Source organism: Pseudomonas trivialis (assembly GCF_036864995.1).
In the GTDB taxonomy this organism is placed as follows: Bacteria; Pseudomonadota; Gammaproteobacteria; order Pseudomonadales; family Pseudomonadaceae; genus Aquipseudomonas; species Aquipseudomonas trivialis.
Window position 1 is genome coordinate 5,066,459 of record NZ_CP142151.1, and the last position, 19,585, is coordinate 5,086,043.

The following is a 19,585-nucleotide window of genomic DNA, read 5'->3' on the forward strand; positions in this document are numbered from 1 at the left end:
CTTTCGCCACCACGGCCTGCAACATCATGTTGATATTGCTGTCCATGCCCCATCAATCACTTTGCCTATCTTCCAAGGACCCCGGATGCTTGAACTTGTCGCCGCCTTCATTTGCCTCACCACCCTGCTCACCTATGTGAACTACCGGTTTATCGGCCTGCCGCCCACCATCGGCGTGATGGTCACTGCGCTGCTGTTTTCCCTGATTCTGCAAGGCCTGAGCTTTCTCGGCTTTCCTGGCCTGGAGGAACGCATCCAGCAGCTCATCGGCCAGATCGACTTCGGCGACCTGCTGATGAACTGGATGCTCTCATTCCTTCTGTTCGCCGGCGCCCTGCACGTCAACCTCAACGACCTGCGCAGCTACCGCTGGCCCATCGGCCTGCTGGCGACCTTCGGTGTGCTGATCGCCACCGTGGTGATCGGCAGCCTGGCGTATTACATCTTTGCCCTGTTCGGCTGGCACGTCAGCTTCCTGTACTGCCTGCTCTTCGGCGCGTTGATTTCGCCCACCGACCCGATTGCAGTGCTGGGCGTTCTGCGTACCGCCAACGCCTCGAAACCGCTGAAGACCACCATCGTCGGCGAGTCGTTGTTCAACGACGGCACGGCGGTGGTGGTGTTTACCGTGCTGCTGGGTATCGCGCAGTTGGGAGAAACTCCAACAGTGGGCGCCACCGCGATGCTGTTCGCCCATGAGGCGATTGGCGGCGTGGTGTTCGGCGGGCTGATCGGCTACCTCGTGTACCTGATGATCAAGAGCATCGAGCAGCACCAGATCGAAGTGATGCTGACCCTGGCGCTGGTGATCGGTGGCTCGGCGATGGCGTCCGAATTGCACGTCAGCGCGCCGATTGCGATGGTGGTGGTCGGCCTGATCATCGGCAACCTGGGACGCAAACTGGCCATGAACGACATGACCCGACGCTACCTCGACGGCTTCTGGGAATTGCTCGACGACATGCTCAATGCGCTGCTGTTTGCGCTGATCGGCATGGAGCTGCTGCTGTTGCCGTTCAACTGGCTGCACGTATTTGCGGCCAGTTTGCTGGCGGTGGCCATTCTGCTCTCGCGCCTGCTCACCGTGGCGCCGGCGATTCTGCTGCTGCGGCGCTGGCGCGCGGTGCCGCGCGGCACCATTCGCATCCTCACCTGGGGCGGTCTGCGCGGCGGCGTTTCGGTGGCATTGGCCCTGGCGTTGCCGTTGGGCCCGGAACGCGACCTGCTGCTGAGCATCACCTACATCGTGGTGTTGTCGTCGATCCTGTTGCAGGGTTTGAGCATCGGCAAACTGGTCAAGCGCGTGACCCGGGGCGAACCCGAGACCACGCCCGACGCTCACTGATCCTTCTTGACCTGCTGCGGATGCCTGGGGTCCGCAGCCTGTTTGCCGGGCAGGCTGCCTTCGCTGCGGATCTGCGCATGGCTGATCAAGGCAAAGATAAAACTGCCGCCGATGATATTGCCGGCCAGGGTCGGCCCGGCGAACACCAGCCAGAAATCGTGCCACGACAGCTCACCGGCGAACACCAGATAGGACACTTCCGCAGAGCCGACGACGATGTGGGTGAAGTCGCCCAACGCCATCAGGTAGGTGATGAGGATGATGATCCACATCTTGGCGCTTTCCATCGACGGGATCATCCACACCATGGTGGCGATCATCCAGCCCGAGACGATGCCCTTGGCAAACATCTGACCAGCGTTGTTTTCCATGATCTTGCGGCCGATCTCGAGGAAGGCCATGTCGGTCTTGGCGTCGAAGATCGGCAGGTGCAGCATCACGTAGGCCACCAGCAAGGTGCCGCACAGGTTGCCCACCAGCACCACCGACCACAGGCGCAACAACCGACCGACATTGGCCAGCGTCGGCTTGCTCATCACCGGCAGCACGGCCGTCAGGGTGTTTTCGGTAAAGAGTTGCTGGCGCGCGAGGATCACTGCCAGGAAGCCTGCGCAATAACCGAAGCTGGCGATGACCTTGAAGGCCTCACCATCCGGCAGGCGTGAGTTGAGCAACCCCATGGCCATCAGCGACAGCCCCATGGTCAACCCGGCGGCCAGTGCCGACCACCAGAGTGCGGCGACATTGCGCTCCAGTTCCTGATCGCCCTGGGTGCGGATGATTTCGTGCAGTACCGCCGCGCGGGGCGGCTGGTTCTCGTCTACGTCCTGCTGCTCTTCCTGCGACAGGTTGGGAGTCTTGCCGTCTGCTTGCGTGGCCATGGTGATACCTGAACGGGGGGCGATGTTCAGGTACGACCTATGGCCAATCAATAGCGTTCACTGGCCCCGGCAGTATTATTCGCTGAGGCCGTCTTCCTGGAACTGGTCCTTCACGTACTTGATCTCGGTACGCCCGTGGGGCGCGGGCAAACCGTCCTCGCCAAGGTTCACGAAGACCATTTTCTCGACGGTCAGGATGCTCTTGCGGGTGATCTTGTTGCGCACCTCACAGGTGAGCGTGATGGAGGTGCGGCCGAACTCGGTGGCGGTGATGCCCAGTTCGATGATGTCGCCCTGGCGCGAGGCGCTGACGAAGTTGATTTCGGAGATATATTTGGTGACGACGCGCTGGTTGCCCAGTTGGACAATCGCGTAGATCGCCGCTTCTTCGTCGATCCAGCGCAACAGGCTGCCGCCGAACAGGGTGCCGTTGGGGTTGAGGTCTTCGGGTTTAACCCATTTGCGGGTGTGGAAGTTCATGGTTACTCCAAAGCGTCTGGCCAAATGATGGGCAGCATCATGGCAGAGCCCGCGTCCAAGCTCTATGCACCAATGCCTATCGCGTCCATGAGCGATCTGCATGCCGCCGACGGAAAGGCTTGGGAAGTGCCACGTACACCGCTATAATCCCCACCGATTCAAAACGGTCATCTCTCCCTGATACCGTTCTCCCGCCACCTGTCCGAGGGGCGCTGCAGCAGGTTCACCCTGTCAGGCTCGGATGGGGCGTTGCCCGGCCTGGTTTCACGGCTGGATACTAAACGCACAACGGCGCCCATTCGCACACTACGAATGGAGGCTCTCTATGAGCGCTGTAATCACGCCTGCAGAATTCAACGACTACAAAGTCGCCGACATGTCCCTCGCCGCCTGGGGCCGTCGCGAAACCTTTATCGCCGAATCCGAAATGCCTGCCCTGATGGGCCTGCGTCGCAAGTACGCCGCTGAGCAGCCGCTCAAGGGCGCGAAGATTCTCGGCTGCATCCACATGACCATCCAGACCGCCGTGCTGATCGAAACCCTGGTTGCCCTCGGTGCCGAAGTGCGTTGGTCGTCCTGCAACATTTTCTCGACTCAGGACCAGGCCGCCGCTGCCATCGCCGCTGCCGGCATCCCGGTATTCGCCTGGAAAGGCGAGACTGAAGAAGAGTACGAGTGGTGCCTGGAGCAAACCATCCTCAAGGATGGCGCACCATGGGATGCCAACATGATCCTCGACGACGGCGGCGACCTGACCGAGCTGTTGCACAAGAAGTACCCGGCCATCCTCGACCGCGTCCACGGCGTGACCGAAGAAACCACTACCGGCGTGCACCGTCTGCTGGACATGCTGGCCAAGGGCGAGCTGAAAATCCCGGCCATCAACGTCAATGACTCGGTGACCAAGAGCAAGAACGACAACAAGTACGGCTGCCGTCACAGCCTCAACGATGCCATCAAGCGCGGCACCGACCACCTGCTGTCGGGCAAGCAGGCCCTGGTGATCGGCTACGGTGACGTGGGCAAGGGTTCGTCCCAGTCCCTGCGTCAGGAAGGCATGATCGTCAAGGTTTCCGAAGTCGACCCAATCTGCGCCATGCAAGCCTGCATGGACGGTTTCGAGGTGGTTTCGCCGTTCATCGATGGCGTCAATGACGGCACCGAAGCCAGCATCGACAAGGCCCTGCTGGGCAAGATCGACCTGATCGTGACCACCACCGGTAACGTGAATGTGTGTGACGCGAACATGCTCAAGGCCCTGAAAAAGCGCGCCGTGGTGTGCAACATCGGTCACTTCGACAACGAGATCGACACCGCTTTCATGCGCAAAAACTGGGCATGGGAAGAAGTGAAGCCACAGGTACACAAGGTTCACCGCACCGGCGCTGGCACCTTTGATCCGCAGAACGACGACTACCTGATCCTGCTGGCTGAAGGCCGTCTGGTAAACCTGGGTAACGCCACTGGCCACCCAAGCCGCATCATGGATGGCTCGTTCGCCAACCAGGTACTGGCGCAGATTTTCCTGTTCGAACAGAAGTACGCCGACCTGTCGCCCGCCCAGAAAGCCGAGCGTCTGACCGTGGAAGTACTGCCGAAGAAACTCGACGAAGAAGTGGCCCTGGAAATGGTCCGCGGCTTCGGCGGCGTGGTGACCCAACTGACCAAAACCCAGGCCGACTACATCGGGGTGACGGTTGAAGGCCCGTTCAAGCCGCACGCTTACCGGTACTGACAGCAGCAGCAAGCTTTTTAGCTACAAGCGTCAAGTGAAGGCGCTTGCGGCGAGGGCTTGCTACTTCCTTACTCTTTAAGCAGCCATGAGCGGTGAGCTTCAAGCGACAAGAACAGGCGCACCGCCCCTCTTGCAACTTGAAGCTTGCAACTTGCAGCTGGAGCCCTCCCCCATGTCCCAAGACCGTCGCTACAGCTTCGAGTTCTTCCCGACGAAGACCGATGCTGGGCATGAAAAATTGATGGCGACTGCCAAGCAGTTGGCCAGCTTCAACCCCGACTTCTTCTCCTGCACCTACGGCGCCGGCGGTTCAACCCGCGATCGCACGATCAACACCGTGTTGCAGCTGGAAAGTGAAATCAAGGTTCCCGCCGCACCGCACTTGTCGTGCGTGGGCGACAGCAAGGCTGACCTGCGCAGCCTGCTGACCCAATACAAAGCCGCTGGCATCAAGCGCATCGTAGCCTTGCGTGGCGACCTGCCGTCCGGCATGGGCATGGCCAGCGGCGAGCTGCGCTACGCCAATGAGCTGGTGAGCTTCATCCGCGAGGAAAGCGGCGATCACTTCCACATCGAAGTGGCGGCTTACCCGGAAATGCACCCCCAGGCGCGCAACTTCGAAGACGATCTGCAGAATTTCGTGCGCAAGGCCAACGCCGGCGCCGACAGCGCGATCACCCAGTACTTCTTCAACGCCGACAGCTACTTCTACTTTGTCGAGCGCGTACAGGCCATGGGCGTGAACATCCCGATCGTGCCGGGCATCATGCCGATCACCAACTACAGCAAGCTGGCGCGCTTTTCCGACGCTTGCGGGGCCGAGATCCCACGCTGGGTGCGCAAGCAACTGGAAGCCTACGGCGACGACGTCAAGAGCATCCAGGCGTTTGGCGAGCAGGTCATCACCCAGATGTGTGAACAGTTGTTACAAGGTGGCGCGCCAGGGTTGCACTTCTATACCCTGAACCAGACCGAGCCCAGCCTGGCCATCTGGAACAACCTCAAGCTGCCACGCTAAAGGTTGCCCGACCGTGCCAAGGCCCTCGTCTTTACGAGGGCCTTTGACGTTTTACCTGCCCACGGAACCCCGTCGTTCATGAATACAGCGTCCCCGTCTTCCCGCCCGCAACTGGTGTACCTGGTCTTCGGCTCCGAGACCTACCACCAGGAAGCCGTCTTCAGCGTCGCCAGCGCGCTGGCGTTTCTGCAGGCCACCCCGGACGCCGTGGATATCCAGGTATTCAGCGACAACCCTGAGCCCTATCGCCTGCTACCGGTGCGCGTGCGTGCGCTGGACGACGCCACGCGCAAACGCTGGAGCGAGCCTCACGGCTACCACTTTCGCACCAAGCACGTGGTATTGCGCCAGGTGCTCGAAGAGTCGCCGGTGGCGATGCTGATCGACACTGACACCTTCTTCCACCATTCGCCCCTGGCCCTGTTCGAGCGCGTGCAGCCCGGCACCCTGCTGTGCAATGCCTTCTACACCCGATACGGCGACAACCACGAAAGCATTCTCTACACCGCCCTGCACCAGCGCCTGCTGGAGATGGGCGTGGCGGACGATGACATGATGACCCTCAACTCCGGGGTCATGGGCCTGACCCGGCAGGACGCGGCGGTGCTGGATCGCTCGATTGAACTGATGGACGAGCTGTTCCCCCACGCCCAGGGCGCCTACACCCTGGAAGAATTCTGCCTGTCGATTGCCGCCTACCGCACCGTCAACGTGCGCGAATGCCCGGACCTGATCCACCATTACTGGAGCCGCAAGCAGCTGTTCCGGGCCAAGGTCAAGGCGTGGATCGCCAAGCACGCAGCGGCGCCCACCAGTGCCCTGGCTCTGGCCGACACGCGCCAGGTGTCCGCCCACCTGCCACGCCCGCCACGCCTGCAACGCCTGATGTACAAATTGATCACGCTGGTGCTGCCCAAGCATCAGCAACAGTTCATCCGCGAAATTCTCTACGGCTGCTACGAACACGAGAATGAATTCGACCAGGCATGTGGCCCGGTTTGGTGGGACAAGGCGCGGCAGAATCAGGAAGAGCGCCAGAAACGCCCCCTCGATGCCCACCAGCTTGAACACTGGTTCGCCAACCCCGTGGTGCGCCTGATTCTGGGCGAGCGGCGTACGGCAATCTATCAACACCTGATGATGACACCCGGCAAATAGCCGTCGTCGCAAATGCCCGTGCCAGCGCTTCTCTTTAGCGCTGGAGCATCGTAACCTCAGGCCATGCCCGTCCTTTTCAAGCTGTTGAACGCTGCCCTTTTTACTTGCCTGAGCCTGGCCGCTTACGGCGAGACACTGCGCATTGTCACCGAGCCCTGGGCGCCCTATGTGTACGACGACAAGGGCACCATGCGCGGGCTCGACTACGAAACCACGGTGATTGTGTTCGAGCGCCTGGGCGTGCAAGTGCAGTGGCAATTCCTGCCGTGGAAGCGCTGCCTGGCGATGCTCGAGCAGGGGCACGCCGATGGCGTGCTGGATATTTTTCGCAATCACGAGCGCGACGCCCAACTGCTGTACCCGAGCGAACCGCTGTCGACCGTGGAGTTCGTGTTGTTCTATGCCAACGACCGCCCGCACCCGGCCAGGTCCCTGGATGACCTTGCCGGCCTGACGGTGGGTACGTCGCCGGGTTATCTCTACGCGGACAGCTTCAACGACGCGCCGCAGTTCAACCGCGAGCCCGCTGCGAGCCATGAAGCCAACTTCGGCAAACTGCTGCTCGGGCGCATCGACCTGGCAATCACCGACCGCCGCGTAGGACAACATCTGATCAAGAGTCTTGCGTTGCAGGACAAGGTCAGCCAGGCACCACTGGTGGTCAACCGCCAGCCGCAGTTTCTCGCCGTGCGCCGTGGCGCGGGCATGGACCTGCTGGTACAGCGCTTTGCCGCCGAGCTCAAACGCTTCAAGCAGGAGCCCGCCTACGCCGCCCTGAGCGCCAAATATGCCGGCGTGCAGGCTATTTCGGCAGCGCAAGACACCGTTGAGCAGCAGGAAAGCGGCGTAAAGTGATTGCTCTGTTATACTCCGGCCTTCCCGCCAGGCTTACGCCCGGCCGCTGAGGTCTTGAAAAAGGCACCCAACCCCGCTACAGCGCAGCTTTGCAGCCCGCGCGAGCCGGTGGAGTGCCCGCCAGACGCAGCAGGACCGGACGGGATTACGCTCCCCTAAGCGCCATTCACGCCCGGCAAGATTATCCCTTTGGGCCAAGCCCTAACTAAAACAGGATTACTCATGTCCTTTGCTTCCCTCGGTCTCTCCGAGGCTTTAGTCCGCGCCATCGAGGCAGCGGGCTATACCGAGCCTACTCCGGTGCAACAGCGGGCCATTCCCGCCGTGTTGCAAGGTCGCGACCTGATGGTTGCGGCGCAGACAGGTACTGGTAAAACCGGCGGTTTCGCCCTCCCGATTCTGGAGCGGTTGTTCCCCAACGGTCACCCGGACAAATCCCAGCGTCACGGCCCGCGCCAACCGCGCGTACTGGTCCTGACCCCCACCCGCGAACTCGCCGCCCAGGTGCACGACAGCTTCAAGCTGTATGCCCGCGACCTGAAGTTCGTCAGCGCCTGCATCTTCGGCGGCGTCGGCATGAACCCGCAGGTTCAGGCCATGTCCCGTGGCGTTGACGTGCTGGTTGCCTGCCCGGGTCGCTTGCTCGACCTGTGCGGCCAAGGCAGCGTCGACCTGTCCCACGTGGAAATCCTCGTGCTGGACGAAGCCGACCGCATGCTCGACATGGGCTTTGTCCATGACGTGAAAAAGGTCCTTGCCCGCCTGCCGGCCAAACGTCAGAACCTGCTGTTCTCGGCGACGTTCTCCAACGACATCACCGCCCTGGCCGGCAAGCTGCTGCACAACCCGGAACGCATCGAAGTCACGCCGCCCAACACCACGGTCGAGCGTATCGAGCAGCGCGTCTTCCGCCTGGCCGCCAGCCACAAGCGCTCGTTGCTGGCGCACCTGATCACCCACGGCGCGTGGGAACAGGTGCTGGTGTTCACCCGCACCAAGCACGGCGCCAACCGCCTGGCCGAGTACCTGGACAAGCACGGCCTCACCGCCGTCGCCATCCACGGCAACAAGAGCCAGAACGCGCGCACCAAAGCCCTGGCCGACTTCAAGGCCGGTGAAGTGCGCATCCTGGTGGCCACCGATATCGCCGCGCGCGGCCTGGATATCGACCAGTTGCCGCACGTAGTCAACTTCGAGCTGCCAAACGTCGATGAAGACTATGTGCACCGTATCGGCCGTACCGGCCGGGCCGGTCGTTCGGGCGAGGCCATCTCGCTGGTTGCACCGGACGAAGAAAAACTGCTGAAAAGCATCGAGCGCATGACCAAGCAGAAAATCGCCGACGGCGACCTGATGGGCTTCGACTCGAGCGCCGTAGAGGCCGAAAAGCCGGAAGTGCGCGAGCGTCCGGACGTGCGTAACCCGCGCAACCCACGCGGTCCGAAGGGCGATGGCCCGAACGGTGGCGGTGGCGGCGGTGGTCGTCGCGACAAGGGCAAGGACAAGGGCGGCAAAGACAAAGCGCCTGCCAATGCCCGTGGCGAACGCCCGGCCCGTGAGCAGAAGCCTCGTGAAGGTACTCCGGCGCGCGAACAGCGCCAACCGAGCCAGCCGCCACGCGCCGCCTCGGACCGCGCCCCGGACGAGTTCCTGGACGATGACGTGGACAACTTCGGTAACCGCGTCGACTACGTGCCCCAGGCCAAACCGGCTCAGGGCCGTGGCCGTCGTCCGGGTGCTCCGGCACAAGGCGCCGGCGCTGGCGCAGCGGCTCCACGTGGCGGTCAGCCCCAAGGTGCTCGCCAGAACGGCCCGCGCAACAGCAGCGGTGGCACCACCGGCACCCCGCCGGCCAAACGCAGCGGCCCGCGCAACGGCGCACCGCGTGACGGCCAGGCCCGCCGCGAAGACTCGCGCAGCAACAACCGCCGCCCGGCCCGTGACGAGCCACAACGCTCCTCCGAGCCAGCCGTGCAGAACCCGCGCAGCGGCCCGGCGCCGAAGATTATCCACAAGGAGTCCAAAGCCGACCGCTTTCCGACACCCGAGCAGTTGGATCAACTGCCAGGCCGTCCTCGTGGTGAGAAACCAGCGCTGCTGACCCGCAACCGCTGAGTTTCAAAAAGCCATAAAAAATGCCCCGGCTCTTTGGAGACGGGGCATTTTTTTTGCCTGTGACACAGATCAAAAATGTGGGAGGGGGCTCGCTCCCGATAGCGGTGTATCAGTATCAACCATGCTGACTGACATGCCGCTATCGGGAGCAAGCCCCCTCCCACACTGAACGCATTCAGGCGAGAAAATTACTTCTGCTTCACGCCTTCCAGCGAGATGTCCAAGTCAACAGTCTGCGACGTCGGGCCTGGGCCCTTGATGCCGAAGTCGGTCAGGTTAAGCGTGGTGGTGGCGTTGAAGCCGGCACGTTCGCCGCCCCATGGATCCTTGCCTTCACCGTTGAAGGTGGCCTTGAATACCACAGGCTTGGTCACGCCGTGGAAGGTCAGGTCGCCAGTCACGTCAGCAGTTTTCTCGCCGGTGGATTTAACGGCAGTGGACACGAACTTGGCATCGGCAAACTTGGCGACGTCCAGGAAGTCCTTGCTGGAGATGTGCTTGTCACGCTCGGCGTGGTTGGACCACAGGCTCGCGGTCTTCACGTCGACTGCGATTTTGCTGGCTTCAGGCTTGGCGGCATCCCAGCTGAAGGAGCCATCCCAGTCCTTGAAGGTACCGTGGATGTAGCTATAGCCCAGGTGGCTGATTTTCCAGTCGATGAAGGCGTGTTGGCCTTCCTTGTCGATCTTGTAGTCAGCGGCCATTACCTGGCCTGCGGACAACAGCGCGGTACCGATTGCCAGAGCAGCGAGGGTCTTTTTCAACATGCTTTCTATTCCTTGTGAGTCGAGGTTGAACATCAGGCTTTGCGCCCCAGCATTCGCAGCAGGGTCACATCACGGTCGATAAAGTGGTGTTTCAACGCAGCCACGCCATGCAAACCGGCGAAGACCACCAACACCCAGGCCAGGTACAGGTGGACCCAGCCGGCGGTGTCTCGCCTGGTCCGGTAGACCGGAAACCAGCGCAGGAATTTCAAACAGGCCAAATACCGGGATACCGACACCGTCTGCGGTGGAAATCAGGTAACCGGCAATCATCACCGCAAATAGGCCCACATACAGAAATGCGTGGCCGAAGGCGGCACCGATACGGGTCATACGACTGTAGCTGGCCAGGGCCGGCGGCGGCGGACTGAGCAGGCGCCACACCACCCGCACCAGCATAATGGCGAACAGCGTGATGCCAATGCTCTTGTGCAACTCCGGGCCGTGCTTGCGCCAGCCGTCGTAATAGTCAAGGCCGACCATCCACAAACCCAGCCCAAAGAGACCAAACACCGTCAGGGCCACGCCCCAGTGCAGAACCATGCTGACCCAACCGTAACGGGCCGAAGAGTTGCGTAACTGCATGTACTTAATCCCGTAAGCGCTCTGGCCAAGACTAGCGATTTATCTATCGAATTAAAGCCGAAAATCTTGCTTTGAAATATCGAAAAATACGATCTGGAGAGTATGAACAGTAAATTAACATTGGATTAAGGACTATCCAGAATAAACGTGACACACCGTCCTGCGTTTACTGCCAATTCATCCGTAATGGGTTGTGACACAGCCCCCCATTGCATAGGCTTGCGCGATTGTTTCGCCTGCGCCCGGCGCAGGACCGCTTCGAGGAGATCACCGATGGGCCTGAATAACCAGTGGATGCAGCGCGACCTCGCGGTGCTGTGGCATCCCTGCACCCAGATGAAAGACCACCAGCAACTGCCATTGATCCCGATCAAGCGCGGCGAAGGGGTGTGGCTGGAAGACTTCGAAGGCAAGCGCTACCTCGACGCCGTCAGTTCATGGTGGGTCAACGTGTTCGGCCACGCCAACCCGCGCATCAACCAGCGCATCAAGGACCAGGTCGACCAGCTGGAACACGTCATCCTCGCCGGTTTCAGCCACCAGCCGGTGATCGAGCTGTCCGAGCGTCTGGTGGCGATGACGCCGGAAGGCCTGACCCGCTGCTTCTACGCCGACAACGGCTCGTCATGCATCGAAGTCGCCTTGAAGATGAGCTTTCACTACTGGCTCAACCGCGGCCTGCCGAATAAAAAGCGCTTCGTCACCCTCACCAACAGCTACCACGGCGAAACCATTGCGGCGATGTCGGTGGGCGACGTGCCGCTGTTTACCGAAACCTACAAGGCGCTGCTGCTCGACACCCTCAAAGTGCCGAGCCCGGACTGCTACCTGCGCCCCGACGGCGTGAGCTGGGAAGAACACTCGCGCACAATGTTCCTGGCCATGGAACAGACCCTGGCCGAGCACCACGACACCGTCGCCGCCGTGATCGTCGAACCGTTGATCCAGGGCGCTGGCGGCATGCGCATGTACCACCCTGTGTACCTCAAGCTGCTGCGCGAAGCCTGTGACCGCTACGGCGTGCACCTGATCCACGATGAAATCGCCGTGGGCTTTGGCCGCACAGGCAGCATGTTCGCCTGTGAACAGGCCGGCATCCGCCCGGACTTCCTGTGCCTGTCCAAAGCCCTCACCGGCGGTTACCTGCCGCTGGCGGCCGTGGTCACCACCGACGATGTGTACGACGCCTTCTACGACGACTACCCGACCCTGCGCGCCTTCCTGCATTCCCACAGCTACACCGGCAACCCGCTGGCCTGCGCTGCGGCCCTGGCAACCCTGGATATTTTCGAAGAAGACAACGTCATCGAAAACAACAAGGCACTGGCCCAGCGCATGGGCACGGCCACCGCGCACCTGGTGGACCACCCTCACGTCTCGGAAGTGCGCCAGACCGGCATGGTATTGGCCATCGAAATGGTCCAGGACAAAGCCACCAAGACCGCCTACCCGTGGCAGGAACGCCGTGGCCTCAAGGTCTTCGAGCACGCCCTGGAGCGCGGCGCGCTGTTGCGGCCGCTGGGCAGCGTGGTGTATTTCCTGCCGCCGTATGTGATTACACCGGAGCAGATCGACTTCCTGGCCGAAGTGGCCAGCGAAGGCATCGATATCGCGACCAACAGCAAAGTCAGCGTTGCAGTGCCGACGGACTTCCACCCAGGCTTCCGTGATCCGGGTTGATTGCCTTCACACCTTTTCCAGAGAATAGAAATGAGACTGTCCCGCTTTTTCACCGACGCGCCGCTGAGCCTTGGCGAGCATGAACTGCCCGAAGCCCAGGCGCACTACATCAGCCGTGTGCTGCGCATGGGCGAAGGCGACGCCGTGCAATTGTTCGACGGCTCCGGCCAGGAGTTCCTGGGCAGCCTGCTGGAAGTGGGGAAAAAACGCGTCACTGTGCAACTCACCGAAAGCTTCGCTGGCCAGGCTGAATCGCCCCTGCACATCCACCTCGGCCAGGGCCTCTCGCGTGGCGAGCGTATGGACTGGGCAATCCAGAAAGCCACCGAGCTGGGCGTCAACGCCATCACGCCGATTTTCAGCGACCGCTGTGAAGTGCGTCTCAAGGATGAACGCGCCGACAAACGCCTGCTGCACTGGCGCCAGGTGGCAATCAGCGCGTGTGAGCAATGCGGGCGTTCGACGGTGCCGGTGATTCATCCGCCGTTGTTGCTGGCCGATTGGCTGAAGCAGACCGAGGCGGATTTGAAACTGGTGCTGCACCCGGTGGCCGAGCCGATGGTCAGCCATGCGAGGCCTGCGAACCTGGCATTCCTGATCGGGCCTGAGGGTGGGCTGACGGATGGAGAAGTCGAAACCGCACAAAGCGCCGGTTTCCACGCTGCCCGCCTTGGCCCGCGGGTATTGCGCACCGAAACGGCACCGGTGGTGGCACTGGCCGTTGCCCAGCAATTGTGGGGCGACTTCTAACCTGCCTTGCAAACTCAATCAGGTGGGAGCTGTGCCAGCTCCCACCTGATTGATCGGGTTATCACGTCATCACTCCACCGGGTCACTCACCGGTTTGGCAATAATCGCCTTCAACTCGCTGGTCATCGGGAATTCCAGGTTCAGGCCCTTCGGCGGGATCGGCTGTTCGAACCAGCGCTGGTAAATCCCGTTGATCTCGCCACTGCGGTACAGGTCGCCGAGCGTCTCGTTGACCACCGCGAGAAACTGCGGGTCGTCCTTGCGCACCATGCAGCTGTAGATCTCTCGCGACTGCTCCTCGCCCACCACCACCCAGTTATGCGGATCCCTGGCCTTGGCACGCTCGCCGTAGAGCAACGCATCGTCCATATAGAATGCCACTGCGCGACCTGTCTCGAGCATCTTGAACGCTTCGCCGTGGTCCTTGGCGCTGATCACGAACATATTGGCCTTGTGCTCGGCGTTGTAACTCTTGAGAAAGCGTTCGTTTGTAGTGCCGGCGGTAGTCACCACGTTCTTGCCAGTGAGGTCAGAGAACCCCTTGATTCCGCTGTCTTTGGCCGTCAGCAACTGGCCTTTCACGTAAATAAACCCGTAGGAAAACGCCACTTGTTTCTGCCGGTCGGCGGTCACACCCGTGGAGCCGCACTCCAGGTCGACAGTGCCGTTCTGCACCAGCGGAATACGTGTTTGCGAGGTCACCAGGTTGTATTTCACCTTAAGGTCGGCCCCTCCGATTTTCTGCTGGATACGCTCGACGATCTTGCTTGCCAGGTCTACCGAATAGCCCATGGGCTTGCCGCTGTTATCCCCCACATAGGAAAACGGTACCGACGCATCGCGATAACCCAGGGTGATGGATCGGGCATTGGCGATCTTGCTTAGCGTGCCGTCCAAAGGGGTTTGAGTCGCATAGGCCTGCGCGCCAAACAAAAGCCCCAGGGTGCAGCCGGTCAACAGGATTCTTTTCATTGTTATGCTCCGTTGGTTTTTGAGTTATTTACGTACGGCAATCACGCTGATTTCCACCAGCACAGTCGGCCGCGCCAGCTCCGCTTGCAGCGTGGTGCGTGTAGGCGCCAGTCCCGGCGACAGCCACGCGGACCACACCTCGTTCATCGGCGCAAAACCGCTGTCGATGTCTTTCAGGTAAATCGTCGCGTTCAGCAGGTGATCCTTATCGCTGCCCGCCTCGGCCAACAGCGCATCGACTTTGGCCAGCACTTCGCGGGTTTGCGTTATCACGTCCTGCCCTTCCCCCGGCACCTGGCCCGAGAGGAACACCAGGTCCTTGAAAGTGACTGCGCCACTGAGACGCTCGTTGCTGCTGATTCGGTTGATGGTCATGGGGCATCCTCAAGCGGCGCGGGGCGTCAGGCCCTGCATGTCAATGGAAGGAACCTGCTGGTTGATCAGTTCAGCCAACAGTTGGGCGCTGCCGCTGGCCAAGGTAAAACCGAGGGCGCCGTGACCGAGGTTCAGCCACAGGTTGCGATAAACACTGGCACCAATCAGCGGCACGCCGGTTGGGGTAGCTGGACGCATGCCGGCCCATTCGACCGCGTGGGCGTAGTCGCCGGTCAGCGGAAACGTCTCCAGAGCCTGGCGCTTCATCAGGGCCAGCCGTTTGGGCTCAAGGCTGGCATCAAAACCGACGATATCCACCATGGCAGCTATGCGCAGTTGCTCACCGATGCGCGCGTAGACGATCTTGCGCTCATAGTCGGTGATGCTCACATTCGGCGCCTGGTGCTGCGCGCCAATCGGCACGCTCAGGCTGTAGCCCTTAAGCGGATATAACGGCAGTGATAATCCCGGCAAGCCCAACTCAGCGCTGCGATGCCCTGCCGCCAGCACCACTTGCTCGGTCGGCATCACCTCATCACCCAACTCGAGGGTGTGCACCTCCCCGTTGGTGTGACGAATGCCGGTGACCCTGCGCCCCAACAAAAACGTGCAACGCCCCGATGCCTCAAGCCGCGCCGCCAATTGCTGGCAAAAGGCATGACAATCCGCTACTTCCTCGTTGGGCGTGTAGATCCCGCCGACAAAATCACCACCCGCGAGCGCCGGTTCCAGGCGCGTGCAATCGGTAGCGGACAGCACCTGCTGCTGCAGGCTATCCGTGACCTTGCTGCGTGCATGCGCGAAGGTCGCGGCGCTGCGAAAGGTCACCAGCTTGCCGTTGCGCCGCCAGTCGAAATCGCCCAGGCGATCCGCCTCGCGCCATTGCTGCAAGGTGCCTTGGCTCAAGGTCGCCAGGCGCAGCAAGTGGGCGGCGTTGCGCTTGTTCACCGAGCCCCGGCAGGCGCCGATAAAGGCCGCCATCCAACGCCATTGCTGAGGATCAAGCCGGGGGCGCAGCTTCAGGGGTGAGTCACCGCGCAACAACCAGCCAATCGCCTGCAGCGGTACCCCGGCATCGGCCAGGGGTGCAACATAGCGGTAGGACAGCTGTCCGCCATTGGCGAAGCTGGTTTCGCTGCCCAGGCTGTCGCGCGCATCGATCACGGTCACTTCATGGCCGGCACGCACCAGCGCATACGCGCTCGCCAAGCCAATGACCCCACCTCCGATGATGCAGACCTGCCTGGCCATACCTTCCCCCAGCCGTTGATTAAGAGCGCTCAAGCCTAGGGGCAGGTGACAGGCTGCAGACAATGAATAAAGATGGTCTACCTATAAACAAAGGTTATGGACTTGCCATGCGCTTGCGTCATATCGAAATCTTCCAGGCCATCCGCCAGACCGGCTCCGTGAGCGCCGCCGCACAGTTGCTGCACGTCTCACAACCGGCGGTGACCAAGGTGTTGCAGCACGCCGAGCTGCAATTGGGTTTTCCATTGTTCCTGCGGGTTCGCGGCAAGTTGCAGCCCACGCCGGAGGCGCTGGCGCTGGAAAGCGAAGTCGAGAAAGTCACCGCGAGCCTGCAAGGTGTGCGGCGCCTGGCCAAGAGTTTGCGCCGCGCGCCGGGACACAGCGTGCGTATCGGCGCGATCCCGGCACTGGCGTTGTCGTTGTTGCCGCCGGCGGTGTTGGAATGGAGACGCGACTACCCGGACATCGCCTGCGAGCTGTCCAGCGACCACAGCCGCGAGCTGGTACAAAAGCTGTTGATGCGCGAGATTGACCTGGCGCTGACGCTGAATTTCTCCGGCCATCCGGGGCTTACCACCCAGGTACTCGCCAACGGCGTGCTGGTGGCGCTGGCGTCCAAGGGTTATTGGCCCGACGCCGAGCTGAACCAGCCATTGCCCCTGGTCGACTTGGCGGGCGCTCCGCTGATCGGCCTTTCCAGCGCCGACCCGCTGGCGACCAAGCTCGACAGTTACCTGGAAAATGTCGACCCGCCGCCGCGCGTGACGATATCGGTGCAGACTTACTCCCTGGCCCGCGCCATGGTCGAGTCCGGTGCCGGCCTGACCGTTATCGACCCCTTTACCGCGCTTGGCGCATCCACCGCCACCACCTGCATCCGCACACTCACCCCGCCGCTGCCGATCACCCTTTACGCCCTGACCCGGGCCGACGAGCCGCCGCCGCATATGCTGGCGAAGTTGCTGAGCATCGCCAGCCAATGGGCACAAAAACAGTTGGCGACGCTATAACGGCAGGAGTGAGCTTGCTCCTGCCGTCTATCGATCAGAGCACGTAATGCATGATCGCCACGAAATGCAGCAGGCTCCCGCCGATCACGAACAGGTGCCAGATCCCATGGGAATGGCGCAGCCGGTCCTCCAGGGCAAAAAAGATAATGCCCACGGTGTACAGCACCCCGCCCGACGCCAGCCATGCAAACCCCGCCGTGCCCAGCGCGGCGAGCAGCGGCTTGACCGCCACCAGCACGATCCAGCCCATCACGGCATAGATCACAATCGACAGGACCCGCGCTTCGGAGCGCGGCTTGATCTCCTGCAGGATGCCGATCACCGCCAGCCCCCACACAATCCCGAACAGCGTCCAGCCCCACGGCCCGCGCAACGTCACCAGGCAAAACGGCGTGTAGCTGCCGGCGATCAATAAATAGATCGAAAAGTGATCAACCTTCTGCATGATCTCTTTTCGCCGGCCCTGCACGCTGTGGTACACCGTCGAGGCGCTGTACAGCACCATCAACGTAAAGCCATAAATCGCCACGCTGACGATCTTCCAGGGGCTGCCGTCCAGGCTCGCCACCACCAACATCCACACAGCGCCAATACACGCCGCGACCGCACCAAGCAAATGGCTCCAGGCGTTGAATCGTTCTCCGTGGTACATCTGTCGTAAACCTCCCGTCAGCCAAAAGAACAGGCTGGCAAGCGTCCAGCCTTGCGCATCAGAGTGCAAGTGCTGTGTGTTGTTCCTGGCTGGGAGCGCTGAGCTTTTGCAGGCACAATCGAGGGCATTCGAACCCGAGCCACGGCCATGCTGATCGACGAAGAATTCACCCTCAAGAAGCTGGAAATCTTCCTGGCGTTCATGCGCACTGGCAACCTGGCACGCGCCGCTGCCGAGTTGCACACCAGCAACGTCAGCGTGCACCGCGCCATTCACTCCCTGGAAAACGCCCTGCGCTGCCCGCTGTTCAAGCACGAGGGGCGTAACCTTACGCCGCTGGAAAGCGCCTATGTACTCGAAGAGCGCGCACAAAAACTGGTGGCCGACGTGGTCGACAGCGTGCGCCTGACTCGCGAAGCCGCCGGTTTCTCCGCCGAGCGTTTCAAGCTGGGCTCGCTCTACTCGCTGACCGTAAAGACCGTGCCGCAACTGATCATGGGCCTCAAAATCCGCCGCAGCGAACTCAACATCGACCTGATCCTGGGCTCCAACTTCGACCTGCTCTACAAGCTTAAGAACATGGAGGTGGACGCGATCCTCATCTCCCTGGACGAACACGCCAACGACCCCGACTGCGAGCAGATCGCACTGTTTTCCGACGATATCTTCCTCGCTACGCCCGCGGATTCACCCTTCGACCGCGAGCAGGAGATCGACCTGGCCGATGTGCGCGACGCGACTTTCATCACCCTCACCCAAGGCTTCGCCACCCACCAGGATGGCAACCGGGTGTTCAAGCAGGCGGGGTTCGAGCCGAAGGTGGCGATGCAGGTCAATGACATCTTCACCTTGCTGAGCATGGTCAGTTCCGGCGTGGGCTACGCCTTGCTGCCAGGGCGGATTGCAGCGGTGTACGAGAACCGCGTGAAGCTGATACCGCTGCAAGCCAGATACCGGTTGCAGCAGCAGATTGGGGTGGTGTTCTTGAAGGCCAAGGAGAGAGATCCGAACTTGCTCGCCCTGCTGGCGGAGTGTCGGATGTATGCCAATCGGCAACTGCCAGCCTGATACACCGCTATCGGGAGCAAGCCCCCTCCCACACTTGACTGCATTCCAGCATGAGTACGCGGTCAACCTGTGGGAGGGGGCTTGCTCCCGATAGCGCCAGACCAGCCACCACCCACCTCGAATTCAGCCCACCAACCCCCGCACAATGAAGTAGAGCAGCGAAGGCCCCAGCAAACACCCAAGCCCGGTATGGAACGTCGCAGTCAACGCCCCATACGGCACCAACCGCCGATCCGTCGCCGCCAGCCCCGCCGTTACCCCGCTGACCGTGCCGGCCAGCCCACCAAACACCATCGCCGAACGCGGGTTGTCCAGCCCCATCCAGCGCGCCGCCACCGGCGTGCCCACCATCACCAGAATCGCCTTGATCAACCCGGTGGCAATCGACAGCGCCATCACATCGGAGGTCGCGCCAATTGCCGCGCCGGTGACCGGGCCGACGATATAAGTCACGGCGCCTGCGCCGATGGTGGTCATGCTGACCGCATCGCGATAGCCGAACACCCAGGCCATGCTCGCACCGACAATAAACGGCAGGATCGTGCCCAGCAGCAGCGCAATCACACCGATCATCCCGGCCTTGCGCGCTTCGGTGGCCTGCACCTCAAACGCGGTGGCGACGATGGCGAAATCGCGCAGCATTGCGCCGCCCATCAGGCCGATGCCGGAGAACAGCGCCAGGTCCGCCAGGCCCTTTTGCCCGCCGGTCAACGTGCCGCCCACCCAGGCCAGCACCAGGCCGATCACGATAGCAATCGCCGAACCATGAATGCGCCCGAACGTGAGGCGTTTGGACAGCACCACGGAAATCCACATGACTACGCCGACGAAGGCAAACGCGGTAATCAGACCGTTATGTTCCAGGCCTTTCTCGATAAGGTCCCACAT

The 19,585-nt window shown here is 61.6% G+C and carries 18 protein-coding genes, 1 pseudogene and 1 riboswitch; of the genes and pseudogenes, 10 read left to right on the forward strand and 9 right to left on the reverse strand.

All coding sequences use genetic code 11. The features are described from left to right. Positions 1 to 85: 85 nt before the first annotated feature. The gene (locus tag VRB54_RS22465) at positions 86 to 1,345 is read left to right on the forward strand and encodes a sodium:proton antiporter (RefSeq protein WP_338478808.1); all 1,260 of its coding nucleotides are present in this window, start codon (positions 86 to 88) and stop codon (positions 1,343 to 1,345) included. On the opposite strand, the gene VRB54_RS22470 is transcribed toward VRB54_RS22465, so the two are convergent. Together VRB54_RS22470 and VRB54_RS22475 are read right to left on the reverse strand one after the other, a co-directional pair. Beyond that, positions 1,339 to 2,226 (reverse strand): formate/nitrite transporter family protein, encoded by an 888-nt coding sequence (locus VRB54_RS22470; protein ID WP_338478809.1) that lies wholly within the window; start codon positions 2,224 to 2,226, stop codon positions 1,339 to 1,341. The genes VRB54_RS22465 and VRB54_RS22470 overlap by 7 nt on opposite strands. Positions 2,227 to 2,301: 75 nt before the next feature. After that, positions 2,302 to 2,706, reverse strand: a complete 405-nt coding sequence (locus VRB54_RS22475; protein WP_034128915.1) for an acyl-CoA thioesterase — start codon at positions 2,704 to 2,706, stop codon at positions 2,302 to 2,304. 198 nt (positions 2,707 to 2,904) lie between these two features. Next, positions 2,905 to 3,010, forward strand: a riboswitch (S-adenosyl-L-homocysteine riboswitch). Between the two features lie 21 nt (positions 3,011 to 3,031). Here VRB54_RS22475 and ahcY point away from each other — a divergent pair. From ahcY to VRB54_RS22500, 5 genes are all read left to right on the forward strand, one after another. Next, positions 3,032 to 4,441: an adenosylhomocysteinase gene (gene ahcY / locus VRB54_RS22480; RefSeq protein WP_231423490.1), complete on the forward strand. Its 1,410-nt coding sequence runs from the start codon at positions 3,032 to 3,034 to the stop codon at positions 4,439 to 4,441. Positions 4,442 to 4,613: 172 nt separating this feature from the next. Continuing rightward, entirely contained in the window at positions 4,614 to 5,459 is an 846-nt protein-coding gene (metF, locus tag VRB54_RS22485; RefSeq protein ID WP_209985829.1) for a methylenetetrahydrofolate reductase [NAD(P)H], read from the forward strand. A 78-nt stretch (positions 5,460 to 5,537) separates the two neighbouring features. After that, the gene (locus VRB54_RS22490) at positions 5,538 to 6,617 is read left to right on the forward strand and encodes a hypothetical protein (protein WP_338478810.1); all 1,080 of its coding nucleotides are present in this window, start codon (positions 5,538 to 5,540) and stop codon (positions 6,615 to 6,617) included. A gap of 63 nt (positions 6,618 to 6,680) precedes the next feature. Next, positions 6,681 to 7,472: a transporter substrate-binding domain-containing protein gene (locus VRB54_RS22495; RefSeq protein ID WP_338478811.1), complete on the forward strand. Its 792-nt coding sequence runs from the start codon at positions 6,681 to 6,683 to the stop codon at positions 7,470 to 7,472. 222 nt (positions 7,473 to 7,694) lie between these two features. After that, entirely contained in the window at positions 7,695 to 9,587 is a 1,893-nt protein-coding gene (locus VRB54_RS22500; protein WP_338478812.1) for a DEAD/DEAH box helicase, read from the forward strand. 188 nt (positions 9,588 to 9,775) lie between these two features. Here the strand turns inward: VRB54_RS22500 and VRB54_RS22505 are convergent, their stop codons facing one another. Then, positions 9,776 to 10,354 (reverse strand): YceI family protein, encoded by a 579-nt coding sequence (locus VRB54_RS22505; protein ID WP_209985844.1) that lies wholly within the window; start codon positions 10,352 to 10,354, stop codon positions 9,776 to 9,778. 32 nt (positions 10,355 to 10,386) lie between these two features. Then, a pseudogene (locus VRB54_RS22510) lies at positions 10,387 to 10,939 on the reverse strand (cytochrome b). A gap of 273 nt (positions 10,940 to 11,212) precedes the next feature. On the opposite strand from VRB54_RS22510, the gene VRB54_RS22515 reads away from it, so the two are divergent. Both VRB54_RS22515 and VRB54_RS22520 read left to right on the forward strand, forming a co-directional pair. After that, positions 11,213 to 12,619: an adenosylmethionine--8-amino-7-oxononanoate transaminase gene (locus tag VRB54_RS22515; protein ID WP_338478813.1), complete on the forward strand. Its 1,407-nt coding sequence runs from the start codon at positions 11,213 to 11,215 to the stop codon at positions 12,617 to 12,619. A 30-nt stretch (positions 12,620 to 12,649) separates the two neighbouring features. Continuing rightward, entirely contained in the window at positions 12,650 to 13,369 is a 720-nt protein-coding gene (locus tag VRB54_RS22520) for a 16S rRNA (uracil(1498)-N(3))-methyltransferase (RefSeq protein WP_338478814.1), read from the forward strand. 69 nt (positions 13,370 to 13,438) lie between these two features. On the opposite strand, the gene VRB54_RS22525 is transcribed toward VRB54_RS22520, so the two are convergent. The 3 genes from VRB54_RS22525 to VRB54_RS22535 are packed head-to-tail and all read right to left on the reverse strand — an operon-like array spanning position 13,439 to position 15,967. Beyond that, positions 13,439 to 14,341: a transporter substrate-binding domain-containing protein gene (locus VRB54_RS22525; protein WP_338478815.1), complete on the reverse strand. Its 903-nt coding sequence runs from the start codon at positions 14,339 to 14,341 to the stop codon at positions 13,439 to 13,441. A 24-nt stretch (positions 14,342 to 14,365) separates the two neighbouring features. Further along, positions 14,366 to 14,716, reverse strand: coding sequence for a RidA family protein (locus VRB54_RS22530; protein ID WP_338478816.1), 351 nt, complete (start codon positions 14,714 to 14,716; stop codon positions 14,366 to 14,368). Positions 14,717 to 14,725: 9 nt separating this feature from the next. Beyond that, a complete protein-coding gene (locus tag VRB54_RS22535) occupies positions 14,726 to 15,967 on the reverse strand; it encodes a D-amino acid dehydrogenase (protein WP_338478817.1) in 1,242 nt (413 codons plus the stop codon). A gap of 107 nt (positions 15,968 to 16,074) precedes the next feature. On the opposite strand from VRB54_RS22535, the gene VRB54_RS22540 reads away from it, so the two are divergent. Then, positions 16,075 to 16,977: a LysR family transcriptional regulator gene (locus VRB54_RS22540; RefSeq protein ID WP_338478819.1), complete on the forward strand. Its 903-nt coding sequence runs from the start codon at positions 16,075 to 16,077 to the stop codon at positions 16,975 to 16,977. Positions 16,978 to 17,011: 34 nt separating this feature from the next. Here the strand turns inward: VRB54_RS22540 and trhA are convergent, their stop codons facing one another. Further along, positions 17,012 to 17,629, reverse strand: a complete 618-nt coding sequence (trhA, locus tag VRB54_RS22545) for a PAQR family membrane homeostasis protein TrhA (RefSeq protein WP_338478820.1) — start codon at positions 17,627 to 17,629, stop codon at positions 17,012 to 17,014. A 147-nt stretch (positions 17,630 to 17,776) separates the two neighbouring features. Between trhA and VRB54_RS22550 the strand changes: the two genes are divergently transcribed. Next, entirely contained in the window at positions 17,777 to 18,697 is a 921-nt protein-coding gene (locus VRB54_RS22550; RefSeq protein WP_338478821.1) for a LysR family transcriptional regulator, read from the forward strand. A 123-nt stretch (positions 18,698 to 18,820) separates the two neighbouring features. On the opposite strand, the gene madM is transcribed toward VRB54_RS22550, so the two are convergent. Continuing rightward, entirely contained in the window at positions 18,821 to 19,585 is a 765-nt protein-coding gene (gene madM / locus VRB54_RS22555; RefSeq protein WP_057006546.1) for a malonate transporter subunit MadM, read from the reverse strand.